This is a genomic window from Clostridium sp., from assembly GCF_050717635.1.
In the GTDB taxonomy this organism is placed as follows: domain Bacteria; phylum Bacillota; class Clostridia; order Clostridiales; family Clostridiaceae; genus Clostridium_AD.
The window spans coordinates 590,283-616,502 of sequence record NZ_JBOITO010000013.1; the positions used below are offsets into that span (position 1 = coordinate 590,283).

At 31.3% G+C, this 26,220-nt stretch carries 29 protein-coding genes and 2 tRNA genes; 30 read left to right on the top strand and 1 reads right to left on the bottom strand.

Features of this window, described 5'->3' with window-relative positions:
- The first annotated feature begins 3 nt into the window (after positions 1-3).
- Entirely contained in the window at positions 4-1,275 is a 1,272-nt protein-coding gene (locus ACREWB_RS08670) for an McrC family protein (protein WP_431547058.1), read from the top strand.
- Positions 1,268-1,489 (top strand): SRA domain-containing endonuclease, encoded by a 222-nt coding sequence (locus ACREWB_RS08675; RefSeq protein ID WP_431547059.1) that lies wholly within the window; start codon positions 1,268-1,270, stop codon positions 1,487-1,489. The genes ACREWB_RS08670 and ACREWB_RS08675 overlap by 8 nt, the downstream gene beginning before the upstream one ends.
- Before the next feature lie 123 nt (positions 1,490-1,612).
- On the opposite strand, the gene ACREWB_RS08680 is transcribed toward ACREWB_RS08675, so the two are convergent.
- Positions 1,613-1,699, bottom strand: a tRNA-Leu gene (locus tag ACREWB_RS08680).
- Positions 1,700-2,001: 302 nt separating this feature from the next.
- Here ACREWB_RS08680 and polA point away from each other — a divergent pair.
- The 28 genes from polA to rpmA all read left to right on the top strand — a co-directional run bounded on the left by polA (position 2,002) and on the right by rpmA (position 26,179).
- Positions 2,002-4,617 (top strand): DNA polymerase I, encoded by a 2,616-nt coding sequence (gene polA / locus ACREWB_RS08685; protein WP_431547060.1) that lies wholly within the window; start codon positions 2,002-2,004, stop codon positions 4,615-4,617.
- A 27-nt stretch (positions 4,618-4,644) separates the two neighbouring features.
- Positions 4,645-5,262, top strand: a complete 618-nt coding sequence (coaE, locus tag ACREWB_RS08690; protein WP_431547061.1) for a dephospho-CoA kinase — start codon at positions 4,645-4,647, stop codon at positions 5,260-5,262.
- Entirely contained in the window at positions 5,252-5,812 is a 561-nt protein-coding gene (locus ACREWB_RS08695; RefSeq protein ID WP_431547062.1) for a lytic transglycosylase domain-containing protein, read from the top strand. Before coaE ends, ACREWB_RS08695 begins: the two co-directional genes overlap by 11 nt.
- A 109-nt stretch (positions 5,813-5,921) precedes the next feature.
- Positions 5,922-6,003 (top strand) — tRNA-Leu (locus ACREWB_RS08700).
- A gap of 146 nt (positions 6,004-6,149) precedes the next feature.
- A complete protein-coding gene (locus ACREWB_RS08705) occupies positions 6,150-6,602 on the top strand; it encodes a hypothetical protein (protein WP_431547063.1) in 453 nt (150 codons plus the stop codon).
- A 188-nt stretch (positions 6,603-6,790) separates the two neighbouring features.
- Positions 6,791-7,306, top strand: coding sequence for a GNAT family N-acetyltransferase (locus tag ACREWB_RS08710; protein WP_431547064.1), 516 nt, complete (start codon positions 6,791-6,793; stop codon positions 7,304-7,306).
- Positions 7,307-7,386: 80 nt separating this feature from the next.
- Positions 7,387-8,007, top strand: a complete 621-nt coding sequence (locus tag ACREWB_RS08715; RefSeq protein ID WP_431547065.1) for a C40 family peptidase — start codon at positions 7,387-7,389, stop codon at positions 8,005-8,007.
- A 113-nt stretch (positions 8,008-8,120) separates the two neighbouring features.
- Positions 8,121-8,855 carry a hypothetical protein gene (locus ACREWB_RS08720; protein WP_431547066.1) on the top strand — a complete coding sequence of 245 codons (735 nt, stop codon included), beginning with the start codon at positions 8,121-8,123 and terminating at the stop codon, positions 8,853-8,855.
- A 181-nt stretch (positions 8,856-9,036) separates the two neighbouring features.
- Positions 9,037-9,297 carry a DUF4321 domain-containing protein gene (locus tag ACREWB_RS08725; protein WP_431547067.1) on the top strand — a complete coding sequence of 87 codons (261 nt, stop codon included), beginning with the start codon at positions 9,037-9,039 and terminating at the stop codon, positions 9,295-9,297.
- A 10-nt stretch (positions 9,298-9,307) separates the two neighbouring features.
- Positions 9,308-9,883: a Maf-like protein gene (locus ACREWB_RS08730; protein ID WP_431547068.1), complete on the top strand. Its 576-nt coding sequence runs from the start codon at positions 9,308-9,310 to the stop codon at positions 9,881-9,883.
- A gap of 12 nt (positions 9,884-9,895) precedes the next feature.
- Complete coding sequence (radC, locus tag ACREWB_RS08735; protein ID WP_431547069.1) at positions 9,896-10,582, top strand: RadC family protein; 687 nt, start codon at positions 9,896-9,898, stop codon at positions 10,580-10,582.
- A 20-nt stretch (positions 10,583-10,602) separates the two neighbouring features.
- Positions 10,603-11,610, top strand: a complete 1,008-nt coding sequence (locus tag ACREWB_RS08740; RefSeq protein WP_431547070.1) for a rod shape-determining protein — start codon at positions 10,603-10,605, stop codon at positions 11,608-11,610.
- A 2-nt stretch (positions 11,611-11,612) separates the two neighbouring features.
- Positions 11,613-12,461 carry a rod shape-determining protein MreC gene (mreC, locus tag ACREWB_RS08745; RefSeq protein WP_431547071.1) on the top strand — a complete coding sequence of 283 codons (849 nt, stop codon included), beginning with the start codon at positions 11,613-11,615 and terminating at the stop codon, positions 12,459-12,461.
- A 10-nt stretch (positions 12,462-12,471) separates the two neighbouring features.
- Positions 12,472-12,963 (top strand): rod shape-determining protein MreD, encoded by a 492-nt coding sequence (mreD, locus tag ACREWB_RS08750; RefSeq protein ID WP_431547072.1) that lies wholly within the window; start codon positions 12,472-12,474, stop codon positions 12,961-12,963.
- Positions 12,964-12,991: 28 nt separating this feature from the next.
- A complete protein-coding gene (locus tag ACREWB_RS08755; RefSeq protein ID WP_431547073.1) occupies positions 12,992-15,886 on the top strand; it encodes a penicillin-binding transpeptidase domain-containing protein in 2,895 nt (964 codons plus the stop codon).
- 281 nt (positions 15,887-16,167) lie between these two features.
- Positions 16,168-16,800, top strand: a complete 633-nt coding sequence (minC, locus tag ACREWB_RS08760) for a septum site-determining protein MinC (protein WP_431547074.1) — start codon at positions 16,168-16,170, stop codon at positions 16,798-16,800.
- A 14-nt stretch (positions 16,801-16,814) separates the two neighbouring features.
- Positions 16,815-17,621, top strand: coding sequence for a septum site-determining protein MinD (minD, locus tag ACREWB_RS08765; protein ID WP_431547075.1), 807 nt, complete (start codon positions 16,815-16,817; stop codon positions 17,619-17,621).
- A gap of 14 nt (positions 17,622-17,635) precedes the next feature.
- Entirely contained in the window at positions 17,636-17,899 is a 264-nt protein-coding gene (gene minE / locus ACREWB_RS08770) for a cell division topological specificity factor MinE (RefSeq protein WP_431547076.1), read from the top strand.
- 97 nt (positions 17,900-17,996) lie between these two features.
- Positions 17,997-19,094: a rod shape-determining protein RodA gene (gene rodA / locus ACREWB_RS08775; RefSeq protein WP_431547168.1), complete on the top strand. Its 1,098-nt coding sequence runs from the start codon at positions 17,997-17,999 to the stop codon at positions 19,092-19,094.
- Positions 19,095-19,117: 23 nt separating this feature from the next.
- The gene (gene mgsA, locus ACREWB_RS08780; RefSeq protein WP_431547077.1) at positions 19,118-19,489 is read left to right on the top strand and encodes a methylglyoxal synthase; all 372 of its coding nucleotides are present in this window, start codon (positions 19,118-19,120) and stop codon (positions 19,487-19,489) included.
- A 143-nt stretch (positions 19,490-19,632) separates the two neighbouring features.
- Positions 19,633-20,004 (top strand): endopeptidase, encoded by a 372-nt coding sequence (locus ACREWB_RS08785; protein ID WP_431547078.1) that lies wholly within the window; start codon positions 19,633-19,635, stop codon positions 20,002-20,004.
- Positions 20,001-20,864 (top strand): M50 family metallopeptidase, encoded by an 864-nt coding sequence (locus tag ACREWB_RS08790; protein WP_431547079.1) that lies wholly within the window; start codon positions 20,001-20,003, stop codon positions 20,862-20,864. The genes ACREWB_RS08785 and ACREWB_RS08790 overlap by 4 nt, the downstream gene beginning before the upstream one ends.
- Before the next feature lie 205 nt (positions 20,865-21,069).
- The gene (locus ACREWB_RS08795) at positions 21,070-22,923 is read left to right on the top strand and encodes a TIGR03960 family B12-binding radical SAM protein (protein ID WP_431547080.1); all 1,854 of its coding nucleotides are present in this window, start codon (positions 21,070-21,072) and stop codon (positions 22,921-22,923) included.
- A complete protein-coding gene (locus ACREWB_RS08800; protein ID WP_431547081.1) occupies positions 22,907-23,611 on the top strand; it encodes a TIGR03936 family radical SAM-associated protein in 705 nt (234 codons plus the stop codon). Before ACREWB_RS08795 ends, ACREWB_RS08800 begins: the two co-directional genes overlap by 17 nt.
- Before the next feature lie 20 nt (positions 23,612-23,631).
- Positions 23,632-25,074, top strand: coding sequence for a ribonuclease E/G (locus tag ACREWB_RS08805; RefSeq protein WP_431547082.1), 1,443 nt, complete (start codon positions 23,632-23,634; stop codon positions 25,072-25,074).
- Between the two features lie 145 nt (positions 25,075-25,219).
- The gene (gene rplU / locus ACREWB_RS08810; protein WP_431547083.1) at positions 25,220-25,531 is read left to right on the top strand and encodes a 50S ribosomal protein L21; all 312 of its coding nucleotides are present in this window, start codon (positions 25,220-25,222) and stop codon (positions 25,529-25,531) included.
- 2 nt (positions 25,532-25,533) lie between these two features.
- A complete protein-coding gene (locus ACREWB_RS08815; protein WP_431547084.1) occupies positions 25,534-25,872 on the top strand; it encodes a ribosomal-processing cysteine protease Prp in 339 nt (112 codons plus the stop codon).
- 4 nt (positions 25,873-25,876) lie between these two features.
- Complete coding sequence (gene rpmA / locus ACREWB_RS08820; protein WP_431547085.1) at positions 25,877-26,179, top strand: 50S ribosomal protein L27; 303 nt, start codon at positions 25,877-25,879, stop codon at positions 26,177-26,179.
- Positions 26,180-26,220: the final 41 nt, after the last annotated feature.

The window sequence follows — 26,220 nt, forward strand, 5'->3', positions numbered from 1 at the left end:
GTCATGAGACATATAACAATTCAAGAGTGTTATGACAATCTTGTTATTTCTGATACTATAGGAGAAAAAACTATTACTCAAAAGGAAGCAGATGAACTAAATAAATATGTAGTTTTTGAAAAATTAGATAGGGAAAATGTAATTTGGGGAAGAGACACAGTAACTTTTATAAATTACGTTGGATATATAAAGTTATCTACAGTAGATATTGAAATACTGCCTAAAATAAGTATTAATAAAAATGATCCTGAAATGAGTAGAAAAGCATTGCTAAACATGCTTTCAAGGTGTGGAATACTAAGTGTTAAATATTCAGATATAAGCTCTCTTAATATTTATAAGATGAATTTAAATGAGATATTGTCATTTTTATTTGCGCAAAAGCTACAAAGGGAGTTAACTAAGGGACCTTACCAGGAATATGTTTATGTTGAGGAAAATAGTGATGTGTTAAAAGGTAGTCTTTTAGTACAACAACATATTAAAAATTTAGCTGCTTGTACTCCAAAAGCATTTTGTAGATATGAAGATTTCTCAATGGATAACGTGTTAAATCAGATATTAAGTTATTGTGTAAGGATATTAATTACATATATAAAAAATCCAGAGACAATAAAATTGTTAAGGCATGCACAAGCTTATTTTGCAGAGGTAACAGAAAGAGAACTGAGTAATCATGAAATAGTAAACTATACGTTCAATAGACTTAACAGTAGATTTGAACAAGTATTTATATTAGCTAAGATGATAATTATGGGACACTCATCTCTTGCCAGTGTTGGAGGCGAAAAAACATATTCTATTTTGTTTAAGATGAATGATGTATTTGAAAAATATATAACAAAGTTATTATCTATGAATTTAGAAGATTCAATAGTTCATGTCCAACATTCAAAATATAAGTTATTAGTTAATGAAGATACAAATAACAGTATCTTTAGATTACTGCCAGACATTGTTATTGAGAAAGATGGTGTAGAGAGTATAATAATAGATACAAAGTGGAAGCGAGTATCTAGTGGATACAATAGACATGGGGTTAAAAGAGATGATATTTATCAAATGTATGCCTATTTAACAAGGTATCCTAATGTTAAAACAGTTATACTTTTATATCCGCATAATGAAGAAGTAGAAAGAAAAGATAAAAGGTATCTTGAATCTTGGTATTTAGATAATGATAAATCTAAGAAAATTAGGGCTTATACTATTGATTTAGAATCAGAAGAAATAACTAATAAATGTTTAAATGAGATAATTAGAGATATTGAGTAGACGTGAAGAAAATTATGATATTATGGATACCTTTGGATGTAGTGGACAAGGTGGGATGAGAAGATCACGTAAAACTAATGCATTAGTACTTGTATCTAATCATTTTAAATCCATCTATGACGATAGATGGTATGGTGACATATTTCACTATACAGGAATGGGACAGAATGGTGATCAAAGTTTAGAGTTTATGCAAAATAAAACTTTAAATTAATCAAGAGCTAATGGTGTAAATGTACATTTATTTGAAGTGTTTGAAATGGACAAAAGATGGACAAAACAAAGAAAAGAGCATTTAGGAATATTCTTCCTAAATGCTCTTAACCTTTTAAACAACTGGTGCCGGAGGCGGGAATCGAACCCGCACGGTTGTTACACCTCTGGATTTTGAGTCCAGCGCGTCTGCCAGTTCCACCACTTCGGCATGTCTGACAAAATAATTTTAACATAGATTTATTATTATTGCAACAGTTAAAAAGATATATACCAATATTTCAAGAGATAATATCAAAAATTAAATGGAAACAGCGGTTTTTACATAGAAATAATGAAATTTATAGAGGGATTTTGAAAATAACATTAGCTTAGATATTTGCTAATGTTATTTTCTGTTGTTATAACACAATATAAACTGTTATAATAGAACATATAATGAGGTCGAAAATTTAAACGAAAATTAAGTAGTGTAATATATTAAGTAAAACTATTAGAAAGAAGGGATTTACCATGTCTAAGGAAAGATTATTAATTTTGGATGGGCATAGTCTTATGTATAGAGCCTTTTATGCTTTACCAGCCCTAACAAATTCAGATGGAATATACACCAACGCGGTTTATGGCTTTACGGGTATGCTTTTAAAGATGAAAGAGGAGTTTAAGCCAGATTATATCGTTACAACTTTTGATAGGAAGGCACCTACTTTTCGTCATGAAGAATATAAGGACTATAAGGCAGGACGAAAGAAAATGCCTGATGAGATGAAAGGACAGTTTCCTATAGTTAGAGATCTTTTAGAGAAAATGGCTATAGATATTTTTGAGTTAGATGGATATGAAGCTGATGATTTAATAGGAACATTATCTGTATTTGCAGAAGCAAAGGGACTTGAAGTGTTCATAGTAACAGGAGACAGAGATGCACTTCAGCTTGCAACAGACAATGTTAAAATTGTAATAAACAAAAAAGGAATGTCTGAAAAAGAAATTTATGATAGAAAGCGTATGATAGAGGACTATGGAGTAACCCCTACGGAATTTATTGATGTAAAGGGACTAATGGGTGATGCTTCGGATAATATACCAGGTGTACCAGGAATTGGTGAGAAAACTGCTTATAAGCTTATTAAAGAGTATAAGAGTATCGAAAATGTTCTAATGAATATTGATAAACTTAGTGGTAAAAAGCTTATTGAGAATTTAACAACTTATAGTGAACAGGCTATTTTTAGTAAGAAGTTAGCTACTATTATTACTTGCGTACCTATGGAAATGGATTTAGAATCAATTAAATCAAAAGACAAATATGATGTGCGTGCTGTAAAAGATTTATTCTACAAATTACAATTTAAATCACTAATAGATAAAATACCAGATGATGAAGATTCAATTGAAGAAGTATTTTCTGCTAATTTCACAGTTGTGGATAAGCTAGAAATACTCTTAGAACTTGTGGATAAAATTAAAGATACGGTTTATATATTATTTGATATTAAAGACGCTAATGTGTTTTCAAAAATTAGCGTAGACAACATATACGTTAACTATAATGAAGAAAATTATTGCATTGTGATCAAGGATTTATTTGAAGAAGACAAAGAAAAAACTATAAATTATTTGAAAATTATTCTTGAGGATAACAATATTAAAAAGGTATGTCATTCTATTAAAAATGCATATACTGCTCTTAATAGAGAAGGTATTGTACTCTGTGGTGTGAAATTCGATACAGAAATCGCAGCCTATTTGCTGGATTCAGCTAAAAGTGAGTACAGCTTAGAAACTCTTATTGAAACCAACCTTAGAATCAGTATTACGGGGGAAGGTAATGAAAAAGGGATCAATAAAGTGGCTCTATTAAAAAGAATTTATGACATTTTAGAAGTGAAGATTCAGGAGTACGATATGGGAGAACTTCTATCCACCGTAGAGCAACCACTAACAGAAGCTATATCATATATGGAATCAGAAGGTTTTACAATAGACAAGGATAAATTATCCGAATTAGGTGTTAAGTTTGCCATAGATATAAAGGAAATGGAAAGCACTATTTATGAATTATCTGGGGAAGAATTTAATATCAAATCTCCAAAGCAATTAGGAAAGATATTATTTGAGAAATTAGATTTACCTGTTATAAAGAAAACAAAAACGGGATACTCAACTAATGCAGAAGTATTAGAGGCCTTAGTTGATAAACATCCTATTATTAAAGAAATCACTCGCTATAGAGGACTTACAAAGATTTTTTCTACTTATATAGAGGGTCTACAAGCAGTAATTGATACAGATTCTAGAGTACATTCCAACTTTACTCAAACAGTTACAACAACAGGAAGGCTATCAAGTACGGAACCTAACTTGCAAAATATTCCCATAAGAAATGAAATGGGTAGAGCTATAAGACGTGTGTTTATACCTCATAATGATCAGTGTGTTATTTTATCTGCGGATTATTCACAGATAGAGCTTAGAGTCCTTGCTCATATAGCAGGTGATGAAAATTTAACCCAGGCTTTTATTAACCATGAGGATATTCATACAAGAACTGCTTCAGAAGTATTTAATGTACCTATGGAAGAGGTTACATCCCAAATGAGAAGTAATGCTAAAGCTGTAAACTTTGGAATAGTATATGGTATTGGAGAATTTAGCTTAGCTAAGGATATAAATGTATCTAGAAAAGAAGCTAAAACCTATATAGAAAGCTATTTTGCAAGATATCCAAATGTTAAAAAGTATATGGAAGATATAGTAGTTGAAGCTGAAAAGAATAGTAGCGTTTCTACAATTTTGAATAGAAGAAGATTTATATTTGAAATAAATTCATCCAATAAAATTGTACAGTCTTTTGGAAAAAGGCTTGCAATGAATACGCCTATTCAAGGTAGTGCGGCAGATATTATTAAACTGGCCATGGTAAATGTATTCCATAAATTAAAAGAAGAAGGGTTAAAGAGCACATTAATTCTTCAAGTACACGATGAATTAATATTAAATGTATACAAGGATGAACTTGAACGAGTTGAGAATTTGGTTAAAGATCAGATGGAGAATGTTATTAAACTTTCAGTTCCTCTAGAAGTAGAAATAAGTGTTGGAGATACTTGGTATGAAGCTAAGTAAGCCAAAGCTTAGAAGTGGGGGCAGAAAATGTTAAAGGTTGGAATAACAGGTGGGATAGGTAGTGGAAAGAGCACGGTAACTAATATGATAAAAAGCAAGTGCTTTCCAATTGTTGATGCAGATATTGTATCTAAAGAGGTTTTTATATTATACCCTGAGGTAATTAGTCAAATTAAAGAGGAATTTGGGTGTAATTTCTTTGGCGAAAATGATAAACTTATGCGTAAAGAGTTTGGAAATTATATATTTAAGAGCGAAGTTCGAAGAAAAAAACTTGAAAATATAATGATGCCTTTTATATTGTGTGAAATACACCAAAGAATAAAAAAACTAGAAGAAAATAATTGTAAATTGTGTTTTTTAGATGCACCTACTTTAATAGAAAACAACTTACATACTGTTATGGACCAAAATATATTAGTGTGGGTAAGCAGAGAAGTACAAATTCAGAGGGTTATGAGTAGAGATACTTTAAAAATAGAGCGTGTAATGGATAGAATTAGAGCTCAAATGCCAATAGATGAAAAGAAGAAGTTTGCGGATTTTATTATTGATAATGAAGGAAGCCTTCAAGACACGAAGTTACAACTAGATTTTATTATTACACAGTTGGAAAGGTTAAATGTGAAAAGTTATGAAATTTAAAAAGATTATAAAATTTTTGTTCTTAATTTTGTTTATAGTTATATTACTAAATATAAAAAGTATTTTTAAATACTTTTACCCAGTAAAATATGAAAATCATATAATAGTGTATTCACAAAGGTATGATGTAGACCCTTATTTAGTTGCAGCTGTAATTAGGGCAGAAAGCAATTTCAAGGAGGAGGCTGTTTCTCATATGGATGCTAGTGGACTTATGCAGATTATGCCTGAAACGGCACTATGGATTGCTGAGAGTATGAAATTAAACAATTTTAAGGTGGAAAAATCATATGACCCTGAAATTAATATTGCTATGGGCTGTTGGTATTTAAACTATTTAAACAATGAATTCGATGGGAATATAGACTTGGTTTTGGCAGCCTATAATGGTGGACCAGGAAATGTTCAAAAGTGGCTTAAGGATAGTGAGCTTTCAAAGGATGGGAAGACAATAGACAATATACCATTTGAAGAAACAGATAAATATGTAAAAAAGGTAAAGACAAATTATAATATTTATTTAAAGCTATACAATGATAAACTTCAGTAAATCAGAAAAAAATTATTGACAGTTCACACAAAACTAATATATAATAAATCTTGTAGTTGTAAGGGCATATGACTATGAGATTAATTATCCTTTAGGTTAAGTAATATTTGCGAGAGTGGCGGAATGGCAGACGCGCATGTTTAAGGGACATGTGGGAGACCGTACGGGTTCAAGTCCCGTCTTTCGCACCATAAATTTATAATCTAGAGCCAGAAAAGATAGAAGTAGAAATACTTCTTTTTTTTTGCCTAAAAATATTATAAAAGTAAGTATCAAAACAATGATTTCAGCATAAATTGGTAATGTATTAGTAATATGGAAAATAGGGAGGGAAATGATGAAGGTAGATTACAGAAATATTGAGGATATAGAGGATAAAGAAGATTATGAAATGGTCCCATTAGAATCTATAATGCAGGGATTTAATCAAATGGGTATGGACCCCAATATGGGTATGGACCCATGGATGGGAATGGAACGATTTAATAACGAGGGTATTTTTATGAATGGTTCGGGTCCAATGGGTATGCCATATGCAGATGTAGATATGCGTGATTATGAGGATTATGGGTTAAGTGAACAAAACATGTATGAAGATAGAAAACCGTATGATCATGGATATAATAAGTATAATCCTAAACACAATGATGTTGATTCCATTGTAAGAAAGATGGAGAGGTATAATCCTGAAATATTTAGAATGCTTACTAGATGTGGCATACATTATGCAGGTGCAGTGGGACTAGTTAAAAGAATTGTTAGACTTGCATTTATGTATAGAGATGAATAAAGGACAATCAGAATTTAACATAAAAGAGTAAAGTTATTTGATTATAAAGTAATCCTGTAGAAATTTACAGGGTTATTTTTTATTGTATTTTAATAATTAAAAATTGAATTTTAAATTTATAATGAAGGAAATTTGAAAGTAACGTAGAATTTAGTTATACAAGAAGTGTAAAATCGAAGAGGTGTAATATGTTTAATATAGATATTGTGTCCCAGGATGTTAGCATTGTTAATGTAGAAAAAGAAGATATCTACAAAATTGAAAAATGGATTAATAATCAACGAGTTCTTAGCATAGCTGCTAAAAAAAATTATAGTGTTAAGGAATTCTATGAAAGATATTTAGAGTATTACGTTAGCGAGGGAGAGTATTTTGTTAAAGTGTTATTTGGCGGTGAGATTATAGGTATTATAAAGGGTAGAATAGAATTTAAAAACCCAAATGAAGTCTGGATTATGTGTTATTTAATAGAATTTAAATTATATGGTACGGATATTGCTACATCAATTATTAATAAATTTTTAACACATTTATATGAAAATTATGGAATGCGTAATTTTTATACTTTTGTTTCGGTTAATAATAAAGAGATGCTGGAATTATGGGAAAATAATGATTTTGAGATAAGTAGAGTAACAAGTAATTTTCTAGAAGTGGATGGCAAAGATAAGGATATTTTAATTCTAAAAAAAACGATTTCATAAGAATAAAGTGTATTGGTCGTCGCATATATTGGTAAAGTAAACACAATAATAACTTCGGAAGCTTTCGAGGGGGTTATCAAATGAATATTTTAAAATCTAACCTGGTTAGAATGGTGATTTTTGCATTATCAATTGGAATTTGTTTGAGCTTGGAAATTGGAGTGGTAAAAGCAGATGTGGCCATCAAAGAACAAACACAAGGGGTTATACGCGTTGCAACGCTTAAAACGGATAAGGTTATTAAAGTGCCAGCTAGAATTGTAGAAAAAAAGAAAAAGGAAACGGAAAAAATATTATCAAGAGGTGAAACTTTATCAGAATCCATATCCACAGGTGGTAGAAGTGATTTGATTTCTTATGCTTATAGTCTTATAGGAAGACCGTATGTATGGGGAGCAGAAGGACCTAGCTGCTTTGATTGTTCAGGCTTTACAATGTATATTTATAAGGAATTTGGAGTGGATTTACCGCATTATACAGGATCTCAAATAGGGCAGGGAAGTTCAGTATCAAGAGAAAATCTAAAACAAGGGGATTTGATTTTTTTTAATACGGATGGGAAAGTATCACACGTTGGTATTTATGTAGAGAATGGAGATTTTATCCATGCATCTTCAGGAAGTAAAAAAGTTACGGTGAGTAATTTAAGCCAAAGCTATTACAATACAAGATTCGTTGGTGCAAGACGAATATTTAATTAGGTATAATATATTTTGTTTTCTTATTCTAAAATCAACTTTTAATTAATAATATTTTAAATAAGGCAGCTAAAAAAAGAAAGCCTTAAGATATATATAAGTTAGGGGATGTTTAAGTGAGATATACTAGATATAATTATAAACCACCTAGGAAAAGTAGTAATTTTATGATCATCATTATATTGACATTAATAACAGCTATTATTCTTGGCACGCTTATTTCAAAGATATTACCTAAAAATACTACTGGGAATAGTGTAACTGATAATAAAACTAAAATAAACTCAGAAGATAAGGTAAGCCCAAATAAAGAGGGAACAGATGCTTCTAAGGTTAATTCTACAAGCAATAGTGGTAATTATGTAGCAATACAATGTGGTGCTTTTGGAGACATGGGAAAAGCTTTAGATTTGAAAAATAGTTTGATGAGGTTTGGTACACCATTTATTGTTGAAGAAGATAAAGTTAATAAAGTATTGTTTGGTATTTATCCAGCTGATTCTATTGATAGCATTACAAAGGTGCTTACTGAAAACAAAATAGATTATTTTAAAATTAAAATGGGACTTACTGCAAAGGACTCAACAGGTGCACAAACTAATGAAATGGTAAGTGCACAAATTAAAATATTAAATAGGCTCTCAGAAAAAGATGCTAGTTGGTATGATACAGTGGAACTTAAAAAATGGCTTCTTTCTTTAGAGGGTGCTGAAGAAAAAAGTGAAAATTATAAGGATATGACAGTAATAAAAGCATATTTAACTGCCTTACCTGCGGAGTTTAAAAAAGAAAAAACGGAGGAAGGGTATATATATATCTATAAATTTATTAAAAAACTAAGTGCAATATAGATAAAATACAAATGGATTATTTAAATCCATTTGTATTTTTTTGGCCTAGTTGTTGGTGAACACCTTCTATAGTAACGAAGTGTAATTATAAACATTTCTTGAATAATGGTTTATCTACTTGTTTATAGTCTTATTCAATGTTAAAATGTATGAGATATATAAGTAAAGTGGGGGATGTAATTTGAAAAGTTCAGAAAAGAAAAATTCATACTTTGTTTTTTTTATGCTGATAGGTGCTATTTCTGGAAGTTTAATAGGTGAACTATTGGGACAGAATATAAATGCACTTGCATTTTTGAAGAATACATATACCATAGGAATGAGTACGCCAATGCTTATAGATCTTAAAGTGTTATCAGTAACTTTCGGTTTGAATTTTAATGTTAACATTATGTCTATTATAGGCATTGTTTTGGCAATAATACTATATAGAAAATATTAGGAGTGATGTAGTGAATATTATTTTAGCTTCTGCGTCAGAACGTAGAGCGGAACTTTTAAAAAAAATAACAAGTAATTTCAAGATAAAAGCAAGTGAGTTTGAAGAAAGTGACATACCATTTTCAGGCAGTTGTAGTGACTACGTTATGGCACTTGCAAGAGGAAAGGCTATGGATATAACAAGCTCTGTGAAAAAACCAGCTGCTATAATAGGGTGTGATACTGTAGTTTACTTTAAGGGTGAAGTGCTGGGAAAGCCTAAAGATAATGAGGAAGCTTTTAAAATGCTCAGTGCTTTAAGTGGAAATATACATGAGGTATATACAGGAGTTGCAGTGATAAATACTGAAACTCAAGAAATTTCTACTGAATATGTTCGCACAGAAGTGAAATTTTCAAAACTATCTGAGGAAGAAATAAACAATTACATAGAAACAGGAGAGCCTTTTGATAAAGCCGGAGCTTACGGAATACAAGGTGCAGCATCTTTATTTGTTGAAGAGGTAAAGGGTTGTTATTATAATGTGGTGGGGTTACCGGTAAATAAATTGTACTTTATGTTAAGGGAGATGGGGGTCAATCTATAAAGGAGTTGTTTTATGGATATGACTAATAAAATTATGGATTTACCTCAAAATGAAAGACCCAGGGAGAAGTTATTAAGGTACGGTGCTGAAACGCTATCAAACAATGAACTATTAGCTATAATACTTAGAACAGGATCTAAAGATGAAAATATTTTAAACCTTTGTGGTAGATTAATATCTGAGTGTGGTGGACTAAATGGACTTTTAAGCTCAAGTGCAGAAGAATTTATGAGCTTAAAGGGTATTGGAGAAGCTAAAGCAACGCAACTTTTAGCGCTTACTGAAATTTCAAAAAGATTTAAAAGTTTTAAATCTGGAGAAGAGTATAAAATCACTTCACCAAAAGATATTGCACAGTATCTTATGGAGGAAATGAGATACTTAAAAAAAGAATATCTTAAATTAATTATGCTAAACACAAAGAATATTATTATAAGTATAAAAGATATTTCAATTGGTAATCTAAACACTTCTATAGTTCATCCAAGAGAAGTGTTTTATGAGGCTATCAAAAAGTGTAGTGCCTCTGTGGTGATTTGCCACAATCATCCTTCAGGAGATCCAACGCCGAGTAAGGAAGATATAAGCATTACTACAAGACTTAAAGAATGTGGAAAGCTACTAGGCATAGAAGTGCTTGATCATATAATTATTGGAAATGGAACATATATTAGTTTAAAAGAAAAAGGATTGCTTTAGATACGAAAGGAGAAATTTTAATGGGAATGTTCGGAACGTCTCGTGATATGGGAATAGATTTAGGAACAGCAAATACGTTGGTTTATCTTAAGGGAAAAGGAATTGTATTAAGAGAACCTTCTGTTGTAGCTATAAATAAAGATACTAATAAGATTTTAGCAGTTGGTGAAGAAGCTAAACAGATGATAGGTAGAACGCCAGGCAACATTGTTGCCATTAGACCTATGAGAGATGGAGTAATTGCGGATTTTAATGTTACTGAAAAAATGCTTAGGCACTTTATTAGTAAAGTTACATCAAAAGGTTTTACAAGCCCAAGAGTCGTAGTTGGGTTCCCGTCTGGCGTAACAGAAGTTGAAAAAAGAGCAATAGAGGAAGCAACTAAAAGAGCAGGAGCGAGAGAGGCATATTTAATGGAAGAGCCAATGGCAGCGGCTATTGGGGCTGGACTTCCTGTAAATGAACCCACTGGAAGTATGATAGTGGATATTGGAGGCGGAACTACTGAGGTTGCAATAATTTCACTAGGTGGGATTGTAACAAGTAAGTCTTTAAGAATTGCTGGGGATGAACTTGATCAAGCAATAATAGCCTTTATTAAGAAACAATATAATCTTATGATAGGAGAGAGAACTGCAGAGAACATTAAAATGGAGCTTGGATCAGTATTTGCATCAGAAGATGATGCAATGAGCATGGGAATAACAGGTAGAGATTTAATATCAGGACTTCCAAAACTTATACAGATAACCCAAAAAGAAATAAGAGAAGCTCTTAGTGAGCCAGTTCAAGCAATTATTGAGGCTATAATTACAACCCTAGAAAAAACCCCACCAGAACTTGCATCGGATATAATGGATAAAGGAATTATGTTGACTGGCGGTGGTGCACTTCTAAAAGGAATAGATGCACTTATAAACCGTGAAACACATATGCCTGTACATATAGCCGAGAATCCATTGGATTGTGTTGCTATAGGAGCAGGTAAGGCTCTCGATAATATAGACGTTATGAGTAAAAGAAGATAAATATGGGATTTATGAAGAATAAACTGGCAGTAGTTATTATAATACTGTCAGTTACATTTTTATTTTTAATAGGATATAGTTATAATCGAGAAAAAATGTCCATGGTCGAGAATGGGTTAGGGGTAACTATAAATTCAGTTCAAGGTGTATTCAATGATGGGTTTTATAAAGTAAAAGATACTTTTAAATTTATAACAAACTTCTCAGATGTTAAGAAGGAGAATGAAGAACTTAGAAAAACAAATGCTGAGCTACAAACCAAAGCCTTAGAATATGATACTGCGTTAAAAGAAAATAAAACATTAAGAACCATGTATAAGTTTTCAGAGCCAAGAGATCAATACGATTATATAGGTGCTGACATAAAAGGATTAAGTTCAAATACTTTTTCGGATGGGTTCATTATAAATAAGGGTACAAATAAAGGTATAAAAAAAGGAATGGTAGCTATGACTGGAGAGGGCCTAATAGGTCAGGTTACATCTGTAGCTAGTAATTGGGCAGTAGTTCAATCCTTATCTAATGAAAACATAGGTGTGGCAGCTCTTGTTCATGGACCAGGAGATAATAATGGTATGGTTAGAGGTTATATAGATGATAATGGTAAATCACTTGCAGAAATACAGCGTATTTCTCTAGATTCGGATATAAAAAAAGGTGATATAATAGTGACATCAGGTCTTGGTAAATTTTATCCAGCTGGAATTAGAATAGGAAATGTTCTAAGTGTTCATGAAGATAAAGGTGAAGTAATGAAAACGGCTATAATACAGCCATATGTGGACTTTTCAAAAATTCAAGAGGTTTTTATTGTGGTACCCAAAGACAGTACAGGAGAAATAAAATATTAGGAGTTGAATTATGAAGAGAATATTAACATTAGTATTTTTATGTATTCTATTCCTAATATTAGATAATACTTTGATGCCTTTACTTGTGATACACGGTGCGTTTGCTAGTTTATTATTTACTTTTGCACTGTGTTATTCTATTGTTAGTTCTCCAAAAGACGCAGTGATAATTGGAGTTTTTACTGGCGCACTGCAGGATCTGTATTTTTTTAATGGGTTTGGAATTAATATGCTCTGCAATATGCTTATGTGTGTTGTAGCTGCAAACATAGGTAAAAATATATTTATTGAAAAATCATTTCTTCCAATAGTATCATCTTTTGTATTAAGTTTAGTTAAAGGTTTAATAGTATTTTCTCTGTTATTCGCAATAAAACAATATACAAATATAGAGATAATATTATATCAGGCTTTATGCAATTTAATAGCTTGTATTTTTATGTATAAATTTACATATAAACTTTCTCGAAAAGACCATATGGAGAAAGAGTGGAGATTTTGATATATTTCATGTAAAGGTTGGTGAAATAGTGAGTGAGAGAAAGAAAGAGAAAAATCAATTTTCTAGATTGAATGCAATGGTAATAATTATGTTTATTATTTTCACAGCTATTATAACAAGGTTAGTGAATATACAGGTGGTTAAGGGTGAGGGATATAGAGAAACTGCAAATAAAAAGGGTAACAAGATAATATCAACACCGGCTCCCAGAGGAGAAATAGTTGATAGAAAAGGTACTATACTTGCTACAAGTGAGTCAAGTTATATATTAACTTTTACAAATACAGAGGAGAGTGACAAAAGTTTCTTTTCCACTATGGACAAGGTTTTTAAAATTCTTGATAAAAACAAGGAAACTCAAGTAGATGAGTTTTTACTTAAAGTAAATACCGGTGATGATAAAAAATCTATGGAGTACAGCTTTGATTTTAAGACTCAAGACAAATCATCACAAGATTGGATAGAACTTAGATTTAAAAAAGATAGAGGCTTTGATACTGACGTTATTACAGAGTTATACGGTGACAAAAGGAAAGGTGACTTAAACGATGCGGAAAAGAAAAAAGTTGATGCAAAGCTTTTAGAAATTACTCCTGAAGAAGTCTTTAACCAGTTAATAGTGCAGTATAAGATAGATGAAATCGAAAATTTTAAAAGTAAAAGTATAGAAGAACTTCGTAGGTATATGTTAGTTAAGGATACATCTTTTATGCAGAGTTTTTCTGGATATAAGCCTGTAACTATTACTAGTAATTTAAAGAAAAACACTGCCTTTATTTTTGAACAAATGCAACCTGAAATTCCTGGCATCAGTGTTTTAACTCAACCAATTAGAGTTTATCCTAATAAGGACCTAGGTTCTGCTTTTTTAGGTTATATTTCAAAAATAAATCCTTGGGATAAAGATAAATATGAGGAAAAGGGTTATGATATAAGTACAGATTATATAGGCGCGGCAGGTATTGAAGCGAGTTTTGAAGATGTTTTGAGAGGCAATAAAGGCCAAGAAAGTATTACAGTTAATAAACAAGGGCGTAAAGTTAAGTCTTTAGGTGAAATTGAAACTTATCCTGGTCAAACAATACAGCTTAATATAGATGCAGATATGCAATATGCTGCAGAGAAGTCTTTAGATGCTGTAATGATAGATCTACAAAAGGCAGGAAATAACAAATCACAACAGGTAAATACAACAAATGCAAACAGAGGTGCGGTGGTGGTTCTGGATGTTAACACTGGTAAGGTATTAGCTTTAGCAAGTAGACCTGGGTATGATCCTAATATGTTTGCAGTGCCGGGAAGGTTAACTACTAAGTTATATAATTCGTATCTAAACCCAGATATAGAGAAAAAGGGATTAGAATATATCCGAAAACGAGGGTTAACAAAATTTGAAGGTGTTTTAACTTATAAAGACATAGCTGAAAAATCAGAAAGTGAAAAAGAGCAAATAATACTTGATTATATGTTTCCAGTAGATAAAAGTATACAAGGTAATACTAAAATTCGAAGAGATAACAACGATATTTTTCCAAAACCAACTTATAATAATGCAACTAAATCTCTAATACCTCCTGGTTCCATTTTTAAGCCGCTAACAGCTATTGCAGGACTTGAAGAAGGCGTTATAGACGAGAATACTAAAATACTAGATGGTGGTGGTAACCCACATGGCTACTTCACTGAACGTTATGATACTGTTACTTCAGCTTGTTGGAGATTTAATGAGCATGGTTATGGGCATGGACTTGTAGATGTTAAGGAGGCGCTAAAAGTATCTTGTAATTACTTTTTTTATAAGGTGGCAGATTTACTTTTTGCGAAGGGTGGAGAGAGTAAAAAGGGTTTAAACATAATAGCAAAATATGCATGGAAATTTGGTCTTGGTGTAGATTCTAGCAGTGATAATAAACCTACTACAGGTATAGAGATACCGGAAAACTTTGGTCAGGTATACAATTATGAATCTAGTAAAGAAATATTTTCTAATCTCTATATAAGTAATATGATAAATTATTTACAACAGGGCAGATATGGTATGAATGATAAACATAAACAATTTGACATAATGTCACAAAAAGAAAGTGGTACTAAAAAAGAAATAGAGGAAATTATAAAATCAAACAAACAAAAGACTGATTTTCTTGCTACTGTTAAGGCAGAGATCAAAAAAGATGAAAAAAATACTTTTAAAACTATTATTATTCCCAAAGAACTCATTCAAAGTGAAAGTATATTAAAAAATATTAACTACACGGGTGATGATATCAAACTTATAAATAAAACTATAGAATTGGTAATAGGGGATGCTAGGAGTGAAATTAGGTCTGCTGCTAATGCATATAATGCATCTATAGGCCAAGGGTTTGACGTTTTTACACCTCTACAGTTAGCCAATTATGTGGCAACTATGGTGAATGGCGGAAATAGATATGAAACGCATTTGGTTGATAAATTTTTAGATCCAGATGGAAACGTAATAAAAGAAGTAAAGCCTGTAGTTTTAGAGAAAACTGGAGTAAGTGCTAAAACTATTCAACTAATTAAAGAAGGTATGCTAGAAGTTACTAGTGATAAGCAAGGTACAGCATATAGTGTTTTTGGAGATTTCCCTATACCTAATGGAGGGAAAACAGGATCAGCTACTTTTAATGATACAATACAATCAGCTCTCGGAAGGACATCCTACGGGTATTATATAGGCTTTGCGCCTTATGATAAACCTGAAATAGCTGTCTGCGCAGTGGTTTTCGATGGGGGTCATGGTGCATATGTGGCACCAGTGGCAAAAGCAGTTTATGAACAATATTTTAAAGAAGAAATACTAAAAAAAGATCCTAAATATGATTTCCAAGTTGATCCAAAGAAGAAAACTGCTGATATAGAACTTCATAAGGGTTCAGTTGGAAGTTCTCCTGATTAGTAGAAAATATTTACGACTTATTAAATTATAATAGAATAATAATTTCAAATAAACTCTGACAAAATTTTTGGTCGGAGTTTATTTAGTTATTAATCATAAAAAACCGAAGGAATTATCCCATAATTATTAAAATTAATAGCAAAAAATAAAAAAAATATATTTATATTGAAATTAAGAAGGAATTTAATGATATTATGTTGAAATAGTAGTTTAAGTTGAATTATGCCAATTATACAATAAAACAATTGTGTGCTACATAGGAGAGCTAGGAGGTAGAAATTATGGTTACAGATAAAATAATAATTAAGGGTAATAAAGAAGGATTAAATGTAGTTATAAATATGAATCATTTCAGTGATTTTGATGATATGTTAGAGTCTTTGATTGATAAGCTTTCAAAAGGTAAAAAATTTTATAAAGGTAGCACTATAAAAATTACAACTGAACTTAAATACATAAATGAAAGAGAGTGTAGAAAATTAAAGGAAATATTATTCGATGAGTTTTTAATTAGTGATTGCATTTTTCAAGACCAAGAGGACTCTACTCCTAAAGTTTTTAATGGTATATATGAAGGGAAAACTAAGTTTCTTAGAAAAACAATAAGAAGTGGGCAAAGTATAAATTACCCAGGTAATATAGTTATAGTTGGGGATGTAAATCCAGGAGCTGAAATATATGCAGCTGGAAATATAATTGTCATTGGCAATTTAAGAGGAGTTGTACATGCAGGTACTAATGGTAATGAAAAAGCTATAATTGCAGCATTTAAGTTGGAACCTCAAATACTCCGGATTGGAAACATTGTCACAAGGGCCCCCGAAGATGCTGTAAAACCTGAATATCCTGAGGTTGCAAAAATTAAAAATGGTAGCATTATTGTAGAACCATATTTAGAGAACAAATATATTTAATGGAGGGAATTAACATGGGAGAAGCTATAGTTATAACATCAGGCAAGGGTGGCGTTGGTAAAACAACTACCACAGCAAATATTGGGACGGCTCTTGCATCTATGAATAAAAAGGTAGTAGTTATTGATGGAGATACAGGCCTTAGGAACCTTGATGTGTTAATGGGACTTGAGAATAGAGTAGTATTTACATTAGTAGATGTTATCGAAAAAAGATGTAGGTTAAAGCAAGCACTAATAAAAGATAAAAGGTTTAGCAATTTATATTTAATGCCAACGGCTCAAACAAGAGACAAAAATGATGTTAATATAAAAGATATGCTACTTGTAGTAAATGAGCTGAAAGAAGAATTTGATTACGTTATTATAGATTGTCCTGCTGGAATAGAACAAGGTTTTGAAAACGCCATAGTAGGTGCTGATAGAGCTATTATTGTTGTCAATCCAGAATTAACTTCAGTTAGAGATGCAGATAGAGTAATTGGAAAGTTGGATTCTAAAGGGTTAGATAGACATGAGGTTATAATAAATAGAATAAACTATGAACTTACAAGAAGTGGAGATATGTTATCTGTGGACGATATTATAGAGTGCCTAGCAATTAAATTAATAGGAATTGTTCCAGATGATAGGAAGGTTACAGTTTCAACCAATAGAGGTGAGCCTATAGTATTAGATGAAAAGTCTTTAGCGGGACTTGCTTTTAAAAATATTGCTAGAAGAATAACGGGAGAGGAAGTATCCTATGCTACTTTAGATGGCTCATCACGTAGTGACACAGGATTCTTTGCTTCACTAAAAAAAATGTTTAGAACAGTATAAGGGAGGGGACATTAATGAATTTATTTAAGATTTTTTCTAATAAGATTTTTTCGAAAGATATTGCCAGTGATAGATTAAAGCTTATTTTAATACATGATAGGGCAGACGTGTCACCTGATTTTTTAGAAATGATTAAAAGTGACATACTAAAGGTAATACAAAAATATGCTGAAATAGAAGCAGGAGAAATCGAGGTTAGATTAACAACAACAGAAGAATATGAAGGGAATTCACCAGCACTAATCGCTAGTATTCCTATTAGAAAAATCAAGAGATAACCTATCTAAGCTATGTATAATTAACAACTTATGCATAGCTTTTTTTAAAAAATATGATATAATCATATTTGGAACGGAGGTAGGTTAAAATATGAGGATTTTAGAAAACCTAAAACTTAATAAGAAACTTTTAAGAGAATTGAATTATAGCGTAATTATATTTGCAATTTGTATTGTTATTTTTGGGAGCATGAATATTTATAGTGCTATTGGAGCCCATTACTTTAAATTGCAAATTGCGTTTATGATATTAGGTCTTATTACAGTTTATTTTCTTTTAGTATTTGATTATATGTTAATGAAAAATTATGCAGTTATAATATATTGGGCAGGAATTTTATTGCTAATAATTGGTGATGTTTTTGGAAAGGTAACTAATGGTGCAAATTCTTGGATAAGATTTAAGGGTGTGGGCATACAACCTTCAGAGTTTGCTAAAATTGGAATGATAATAATGCTGGCTAAAAAGTTAGATGAAATGGAAGGGAAAATTAATGAACCTAAAAATTTGTTCCTATTGATATTTTATGCCGCGGTGCCAATGTTCCTAATTATTATTCAGCCGGATATGGGAATGACTATGGTTAGTTTTTTTATCGTTCTAGGGATATTTTATTGTATGGGTCTAAACCTCAAAGTGATAATTGGAGGAGCAACCTCACTTTTATTAGTAATTGTAGGTGTATGGAATTCGTCAATTATAAAACCTTATTGGAAAGGAAGGCTTACATCTTTCATAAATCCTGAACAAAATGAACTTACTTATGGGCTTCAACTTATTCAGTCAAAACTGTCTTTAGGATCAGGTGGGATATTTGGTAGAGGTTTTGGAAAAGGGATACAATTTAAGTTTGTTCCAGAAAATCATACGGATTTTATTTTTGCTGTTTTGGGGGAAGAATGGGGACTTATTGGTGCATTATCTTTACTGTTTTTATATGGTATGTTAATATATCGATTAATAAGAATTGCCAAAAGTTCTAAAGATATTTTTGGGACTGTAATATGTGTAGGATTTATTTCAAATTTATTGTTTTCAATAATGCAAAACATAGGCATGGCCATTGGACTTATGCCAATTACAGGGATAACCTTACCGTTTATGAGTTATGGTGGAAGTTCTCTTTTAACAAGTTTCATTGCACTAGGTCTTGTATTAAATGTAGGTATGAGAAGGAAGAAAATAAACTTTTAAAGTAATTAGAAGGAGTGATATATATGAGAATAGCATTAATTGCACATGATAAGAAAAAGGATGATATAATTGATTTCGCAAGACGTTATAAGGATATCTTAAAGCAACATGAGTTATACGGAACAGGAACAACAGGGAAATTAATAACTGAACAAGTGGGGCTTCAGGTTACTAGATTTTTGTCAGGTCCTCTAGGAGGGGATCAGCAGATTGGAGCAAAGCTTGCACAAGGGGAACTGGATATGATAATTTTTTTAAGAGATCCACTTACGGTGCAACCCCATGAACCAGACATCTCAGCGCTACTTAGATTATGTGATGTACATTGTGTTCCACTTGCTACAAATTTAGGAACAGCAGAAGTTTTAATGAGAAGTTTAAAAAATCGTGAATAATAATAGGATTTATGGAGCACTACTTATTTAGTAGTGCTTTTTGTTTTTAAAAAACATATCTCTACTTTTTTATTAAATAAGTAATATAAATGATAAAAAATAAATATATATAAATAGAGAAAACATTGCATGAGGGGGAGGAAATGGGTAATTATAATATGCAGTATCAAAGCTATTATAATAATTTAGCTAGAAAACAAAGGGGTACAAATAAAATTTCCGGTAATAGTAATAAAAACAGTAGAATGGCAAATTTTTTTATAAAGAGAATAACAAGAGAACTTATTGGTGTTTTAGTGCTGATTATTTTTGTGCTATTTTGCAAGATAGTAGTTACACCTAAAACTCAGTATGTTTATGATTACTCTAAAGCTGCTATAAATAAACATTATGATTATAGTACTTTAATAAATAATGCTAGAGGTTTAAAATTTGAAGATATAGGTTCTATTACAGTGAATTTTATAGATAAAGTTAAAAGTACGATTTCTAGTGAACAGGAGCTAATTAATTGATAAAAATAAGCAAGTTATTTATACCCTACATTATTTTACTAATAATACTAGGGTTTAAAGGAGAGATTGTAATAGCTTTTTTGATGGTGTTAATTCATGAATTAATGCATTTTAAGACTGCTAGAATTTTAGGTTTTTCGGGATTTGATATAGAAATACTTCCTATAGGCGCTGTACTTAAGATGAAAGATTTAGATGAGGCAAGTGCTAAGGAGGATTTAATAATTTCATTATCAGGTCCACTATTAAACTTATTATTAGCAGTTATTTTTTATGGATTATTTATATCATATAATATAGAAATTTTTAATTTGATATGTAAGAGTAATTTATCTATAGGTATTTTTAACCTTATTCCAGCCTTTCCACTTGACGGTGGAAGAGTGCTAAGAGACATATTATCTTTTAAAACTATATATAGAAAGGCTAATGAAATTTCAATTAGGGTAAGTATGGTACTTGGAAGCATTTTTATGTTTATATACTTTGTAAGTGTGGATTTAAATAAAAGTAATTTAAATTTGGGATTAATTTCACTATTTATATTAGTATCTTCAATTAAAGAAAAAGAAAGGATAGTATATTTGATTATGGGCTACATTATAAAGAAGAAATATAGATTTATAAATAGAGGATATATAGAAAATAGAAGTATATCTGTTTTTTGCAATAAGGATTTATTGTTGGTTCTTGGAATAATTGATAAAAATAAGTACAATATATTTACTGTATTAGATGAAAACATGAATGTACTAGAAATTTTATACGAAGAAGAAATTTTAGAGGCAATAAAAACCTACGGTAATATAAGTTTAAAAGATTACATTAGTTGTAAAAAAATAAAAAGTAAAACATTATAAGGCATCTTCAAAAAAAGACCCAGTGGTTGTGAAAGTCTGTTTAAGGCTTACGTTTAACCCACTGTTATTTTATTGAGGATGCCTAAAATCATTTTTCGTTTTGAGATTTAACTTTCATGTGTTAAAATAATATAATGGAATAAACTTAGGGTAATATAAGAAATAGTTAGTATGTATCCTAGAGAAAAAACGAGGAGGAATTTTTATGAATAAAATTTCCGATGATATTTTATTTAAGGTTGAAAAGCCTGGAAGATATATAGGTGGAGAACTTAATTGTTGCTATAAAGATAAAGAAAGTGTGGATATAAGATATGCCTTTTGCTTCCCAGATGTGTATGAAGTGGGTATGTCACATTTAGGTACTAGAATACTTTACCATGTGATAAATTCTAGAACCGATGCCTACTGTGAAAGGGTTTTTGCCCCTTGGCCAGATATGGAAAAACAAATGAGAGAAAATAATATAGATTTGTATGCACTAGAGAGCAAGGATTCACTAAGTGAATTTGATTTTTTAGGGTTTACACTGCAATATGAGATGAGCTATACTAATATACTTAATATGCTAGATATGTCTGGTATAACTATAAGAGCGTCTCAAAGAGGTGAGAACGAACCTATAATTATGGCGGGAGGTCCATGTGCTTATAATCCTGAACCATTACATGATATAGTAGATTTTTTTGTTATTGGTGAAGGTGAGGAAGTAATAAATGATGTGTTAGATATTTATAAAAAGTACATAGGTAAGAGTAAGAAAAGTGAATTTTTAAGAGAAATAACTAAAATAAGAGGAATATATGTGCCTTCATTATATGAGGTTTCCTACAACGAGGATAATACTATTCGTGAGTTTAAACCTAAATATGCCGATGTGCCAAGCAGGGTTTCAAAAAGGTTTGTAGTAGATCTTGATAAGGTTTCATTCCCTGTGAAAATGATAGTTCCATATGTTGAGATAGTACATGATAGAGTTATACTAGAGACTTTTAGAGGTTGCACCAATGGATGTAGATTTTGTCAAGCTGGCATGATATATAGACCAGTAAGAGAAAAAAGCACTAAAAATCTTGTTGAGGCTGCAGACAAATTATTAAAGAGTACAGGGTATAGGGAAATATCACTAAGCTCACTTAGTATTTGTGATTACTCAGATATACAAAACCTTGTAGTCACACTTATAGAAAAATATAAGGATGAAAATATAGGTGTATCCTTGCCTTCCATTAGAATAGATTCTTTTTCAGTGGACTTAATAAAGGAAATACAAAAGATTAAAAAAACTGGCTTAACTTTTGCACCAGAAGCTGGATCTCAGAGAATGAGGGATATTATAAATAAAGGTGTTACAGAGGAGAAAATCCTAGAAGTTGCTAATAGTGTATTTGCTTCAGGTTGGTCAACTATAAAACTTTATTTTATGGTGGGACTTCCTTATGAAACATTAGAAGACGTAAAGGGAATAGCTGAGTTATCAGATAAGGTTGCAGGAGAATACTTTAAGATTCCTAAAGAGGTAAGAAAAAGGGGACTCAGAGTTACTACAAGTTCTGCTATATTTGTACCAAAACCATTTACTCCTTTCCAATGGGTCGCGCAGAGCACAATGGACGAGGTAGTGGAAAAAATTAAAGCAGTTAAATACGCTATAAAAAGCAAAGCAGTTATTTATAATTATCATGAATCTTTAGTGTCATACCTAGAAGCAGTTATTGCTAGAGGAGACAGAAGAGTTTGTGATGTTATAATAAAAGCCTTTGAAAAGGGTGCAAAATTCGATGGGTGGTCTGAGTATTTTAATTTTGAGATATGGCAAGAAGCTATGGAGGAATGTGGCGTTTCTGGGAGTTTCTATGCTTATAGAGAGAGAAGCTACGAAGAAATACTTCCTTGGGATTTCATAGATATTGGAGTGAATAAGGAGTATTTAATTGCTGAAAATGAAAAAGCAAAAAACGTAGAATTAACTCAAAATTGTAAACTAGGTTGCACGCAGTGCGGAATCGATGTTAATTTTAAAGAAGGGACGTGTTTTAAAGGTGCGTTATCTAATTAAATATACCAAAGAAAGTGAAATTAAATTTATTTCTCACCTAGATTTAATGAGAACACTGCAAAAGATAGTTAAGAGAGCAGATCTTCCAATAGAATATTCAAATGGTTTTAATCCTCACATGGCGGTGTCGATAGCGCAGCCATTGTCTGTAGGATCATATTCCAGTGGTGAGTACATGGATGTAGTATTAAATCGTGATTTAGAAGAAGAATATATTTTGCGAAAAATGAAGGAAAACACACCTCGAGGAATTAAGATTTTAGATGTTGTAAGAGTTATTCCTGGTGAGGGGAAAAAGAAGCCACAAGCCATGGCAATTATTGATGCTGCTAAATATACTATCAAACTAAAATGCACAGATGGAGCAGGGGTAAAAGAAATTTTAGAAAATCTTCGTGAAACTGCTGAGTGGAATATCGTTAAGAAAACTAAAAGTGGAGAAAAAATGGTTAATATAAAATCATTAGTGCATACATTTGATTATAAGGTAGACAACTTCGTGCTTTGTATAACTGCACTTGTTTGCTGTGGGAGTAGAAAAAATTTATCTTCTTCGTTATTAGCAGATTTTATGAAAGATAATATACAATCTATTGATAAAGATGCCTTTGTTAATATAAGGCGGGAAGAAATGTATGCATATAAGAATGAGAAATTAGTCACTCTTAGCGAATTTTTCAAAATTTAGTGTGATAGGAGTGGGGTATAGTGAAAGAAATATATATTGAAAGACAAGAAGAATTTTTGAGGATAGCTATAAAAGAGAATAATAAATTAAAGGAATGCTTCATAGAAGAAGAGCTGGGTGGGCCTATTCCTGGACAAATATACAAGGCAATTGTAAAAAATATTGTTCCAGCAATTAAGTGTGCTTTTGTAGATATTGGTCACAATAAAGATTGCTATATGTATATTGATGAAAGGTTTAATAATACAAAGATAAAAAAAGGTGAGGAACTTATAGTTGAAGTTTTAAAAGAAGCAATAGATAAAAAGGGAGCTAAAGTAACCAGTGCTTTTGGTATTCCAGGAATTTATTCTGTGGTTGTAAATATGAATAAAGACATAAGTTTTTCCAAAAAAATAAAAAATAGAGATTTTGAAAATATGGTGCAGCGTGAATTAAATAAACCAGATGACATAGGAGTAATGATTAGGACAAATGCTATTGAGGTAGATATTAACACTTTAAATCGTGAAGTAAAGGCTTTATACGAAATATATAAAGATATTGTAAAGAGGGCTGAATATTCTAGAAATCCTATGTTATTATTTAGTGATGCTGGTGCGTTAAATAGAACACTTCGTGATATTTTAGATAAAAATACTTTCAAAATAGTGCTTAATAATGATAGTGATTTTGAATATGCGAGAAAATTTGCACGGGGTCGAGAAGACATAGATGTAAAAGTTGAGTTTCATGATGAAAGTAGAATGCTCTTTGATTATTATGGGATAGAAAAAGAAATACTCAGTCTTCGAAGTCATAGAATCTCACTAAAGTGTGGAGGTAATATTGTAATTGATAAAACTGAGGCAATGTACGTAATTGATGTTAATTCTGGTAAGAATATAAAAAGCCATTCACTTCGAAAAACGGCACAAACAACTAATACTTGCGCCGCAGAAGAAATTGCAAGACAAATAAGGCTGCGAAATTTAAGTGGAATAATTATAATAGATTTCATAGATGTGGAGGATTTAGAAGTTCGATCGGTTATACTTAGCACTTTAGAAGCGGGATTTGCTGATGATAAAAATAAGACTGTAATTTATCCATTTACTCAGCTTAATTTGGTACAAATAGCAAGGCGTAGGCGTGGAAAGTCCATATATGAATTTATTGAGGAGCCTTGCAAGTATTGCCAAGGTAAGAGTAGCAGGGTTAAACTATCATATATGCAGTTTTTAATTAAGAATGAAATTTTTAAATTGTACAATGAACAAGGATTAAAAGATATATATATTGAAATCGACGAAATTTACAAAAGGGATATAATGGAGGATGTTTTAGAATTTGCAAAGCAAATAGGAGCTTTAGACAATAGTATTTATATGAATTTTATCCCTCATTTAGAGAATTTCAAAGTACAATCGCTAATTTTTGCAAATCAAATAAGAAATTTGGAGTCCTATAAGATATATGGGTAAATATACTTTACAAATAGATGTGTATGTGTTAAAATGGCTTTTGTAGACCGCACACACAAGGTTATAAAACATACGTGATATTAGTAGAATTTTACATAAGGTATGTACCTGGGATGGCGAGACTGGATCAAGGAGGTGTATTTTTATGTACGCAGTTTTACTTACTGGTGGAAAGCAATATAGAGTTCAAGAAGGAGACGTTTTATTCGTTGAAAAATTGGATCTTGAAGTTGAAACAACTGTTGAATTTGACCAAATTCTTGCTGTAGGCAAAGAAGATGGATTAGTAGTTGGAAAACCTGTAGTTGAAGGAGCTAAAGTTGTTGCTAAGGTATTGGCACAAGGAAAAGCTAGAAAGATAGTAGTTTTCAAGTTTAAGAGAAAACTAGACTACAGAAAGAAACAAGGACACAGGCAAGCATATACTAAGATTCAAATCGATAAGATTGAAGCTTAATTATGGTAAATGTTGAATTTGTTCGAAGCAATGGTAAAATAGTTTCTTTTAAAATAAAAGGTCATGCTATGCCAAAGGAATCCAAATTAGATATAGATTTAATTTGTAATTCTATTTCAGTAATTTCTCAAACTACAGTAATTGGTATTGAGCAAGTTTTGAAAATTAAAGTAAAGTATGATATAAAGGATGGATTTCTAAGTTTAAATTTAGAAAATCAAAATCTTATAGATATCGAAAGATGTCAGGTTTTACTTGAAACGATGATACTTGGACTTAAAAGTATAGAAAAACAAAAAAAATATGGTAAATATATAAAAGTAGAAATAGAGGAGGTGTAATACTATGTTAGTTATGAACCTTCAGTTATTTGCTCATAAAAAAGGAGTAGGTAGCTCAAGAAACGGTAGGGACAGTGCTTCTCAGAGACTTGGAACTAAACGTGCAGATGGACAATTTGTTCTTGCAGGCAATATTTTAGTAAGGCAAAGAGGAACAAAAATCCACCCAGGCAACAATGTTGGAAGAGGTGGAGATGATACTCTTTTCGCTAAAGTTGATGGAGTTGTTAAATTCGAGAGAATGGGAAAAATGAAGAAAAAAGCAAGCGTTTATCCTGTTGATGTAGAAATTTTAATGGCTGAATAATTTAAGGCACCCTTAAAGGGTGCTTTTTTAAAATTCTCTTT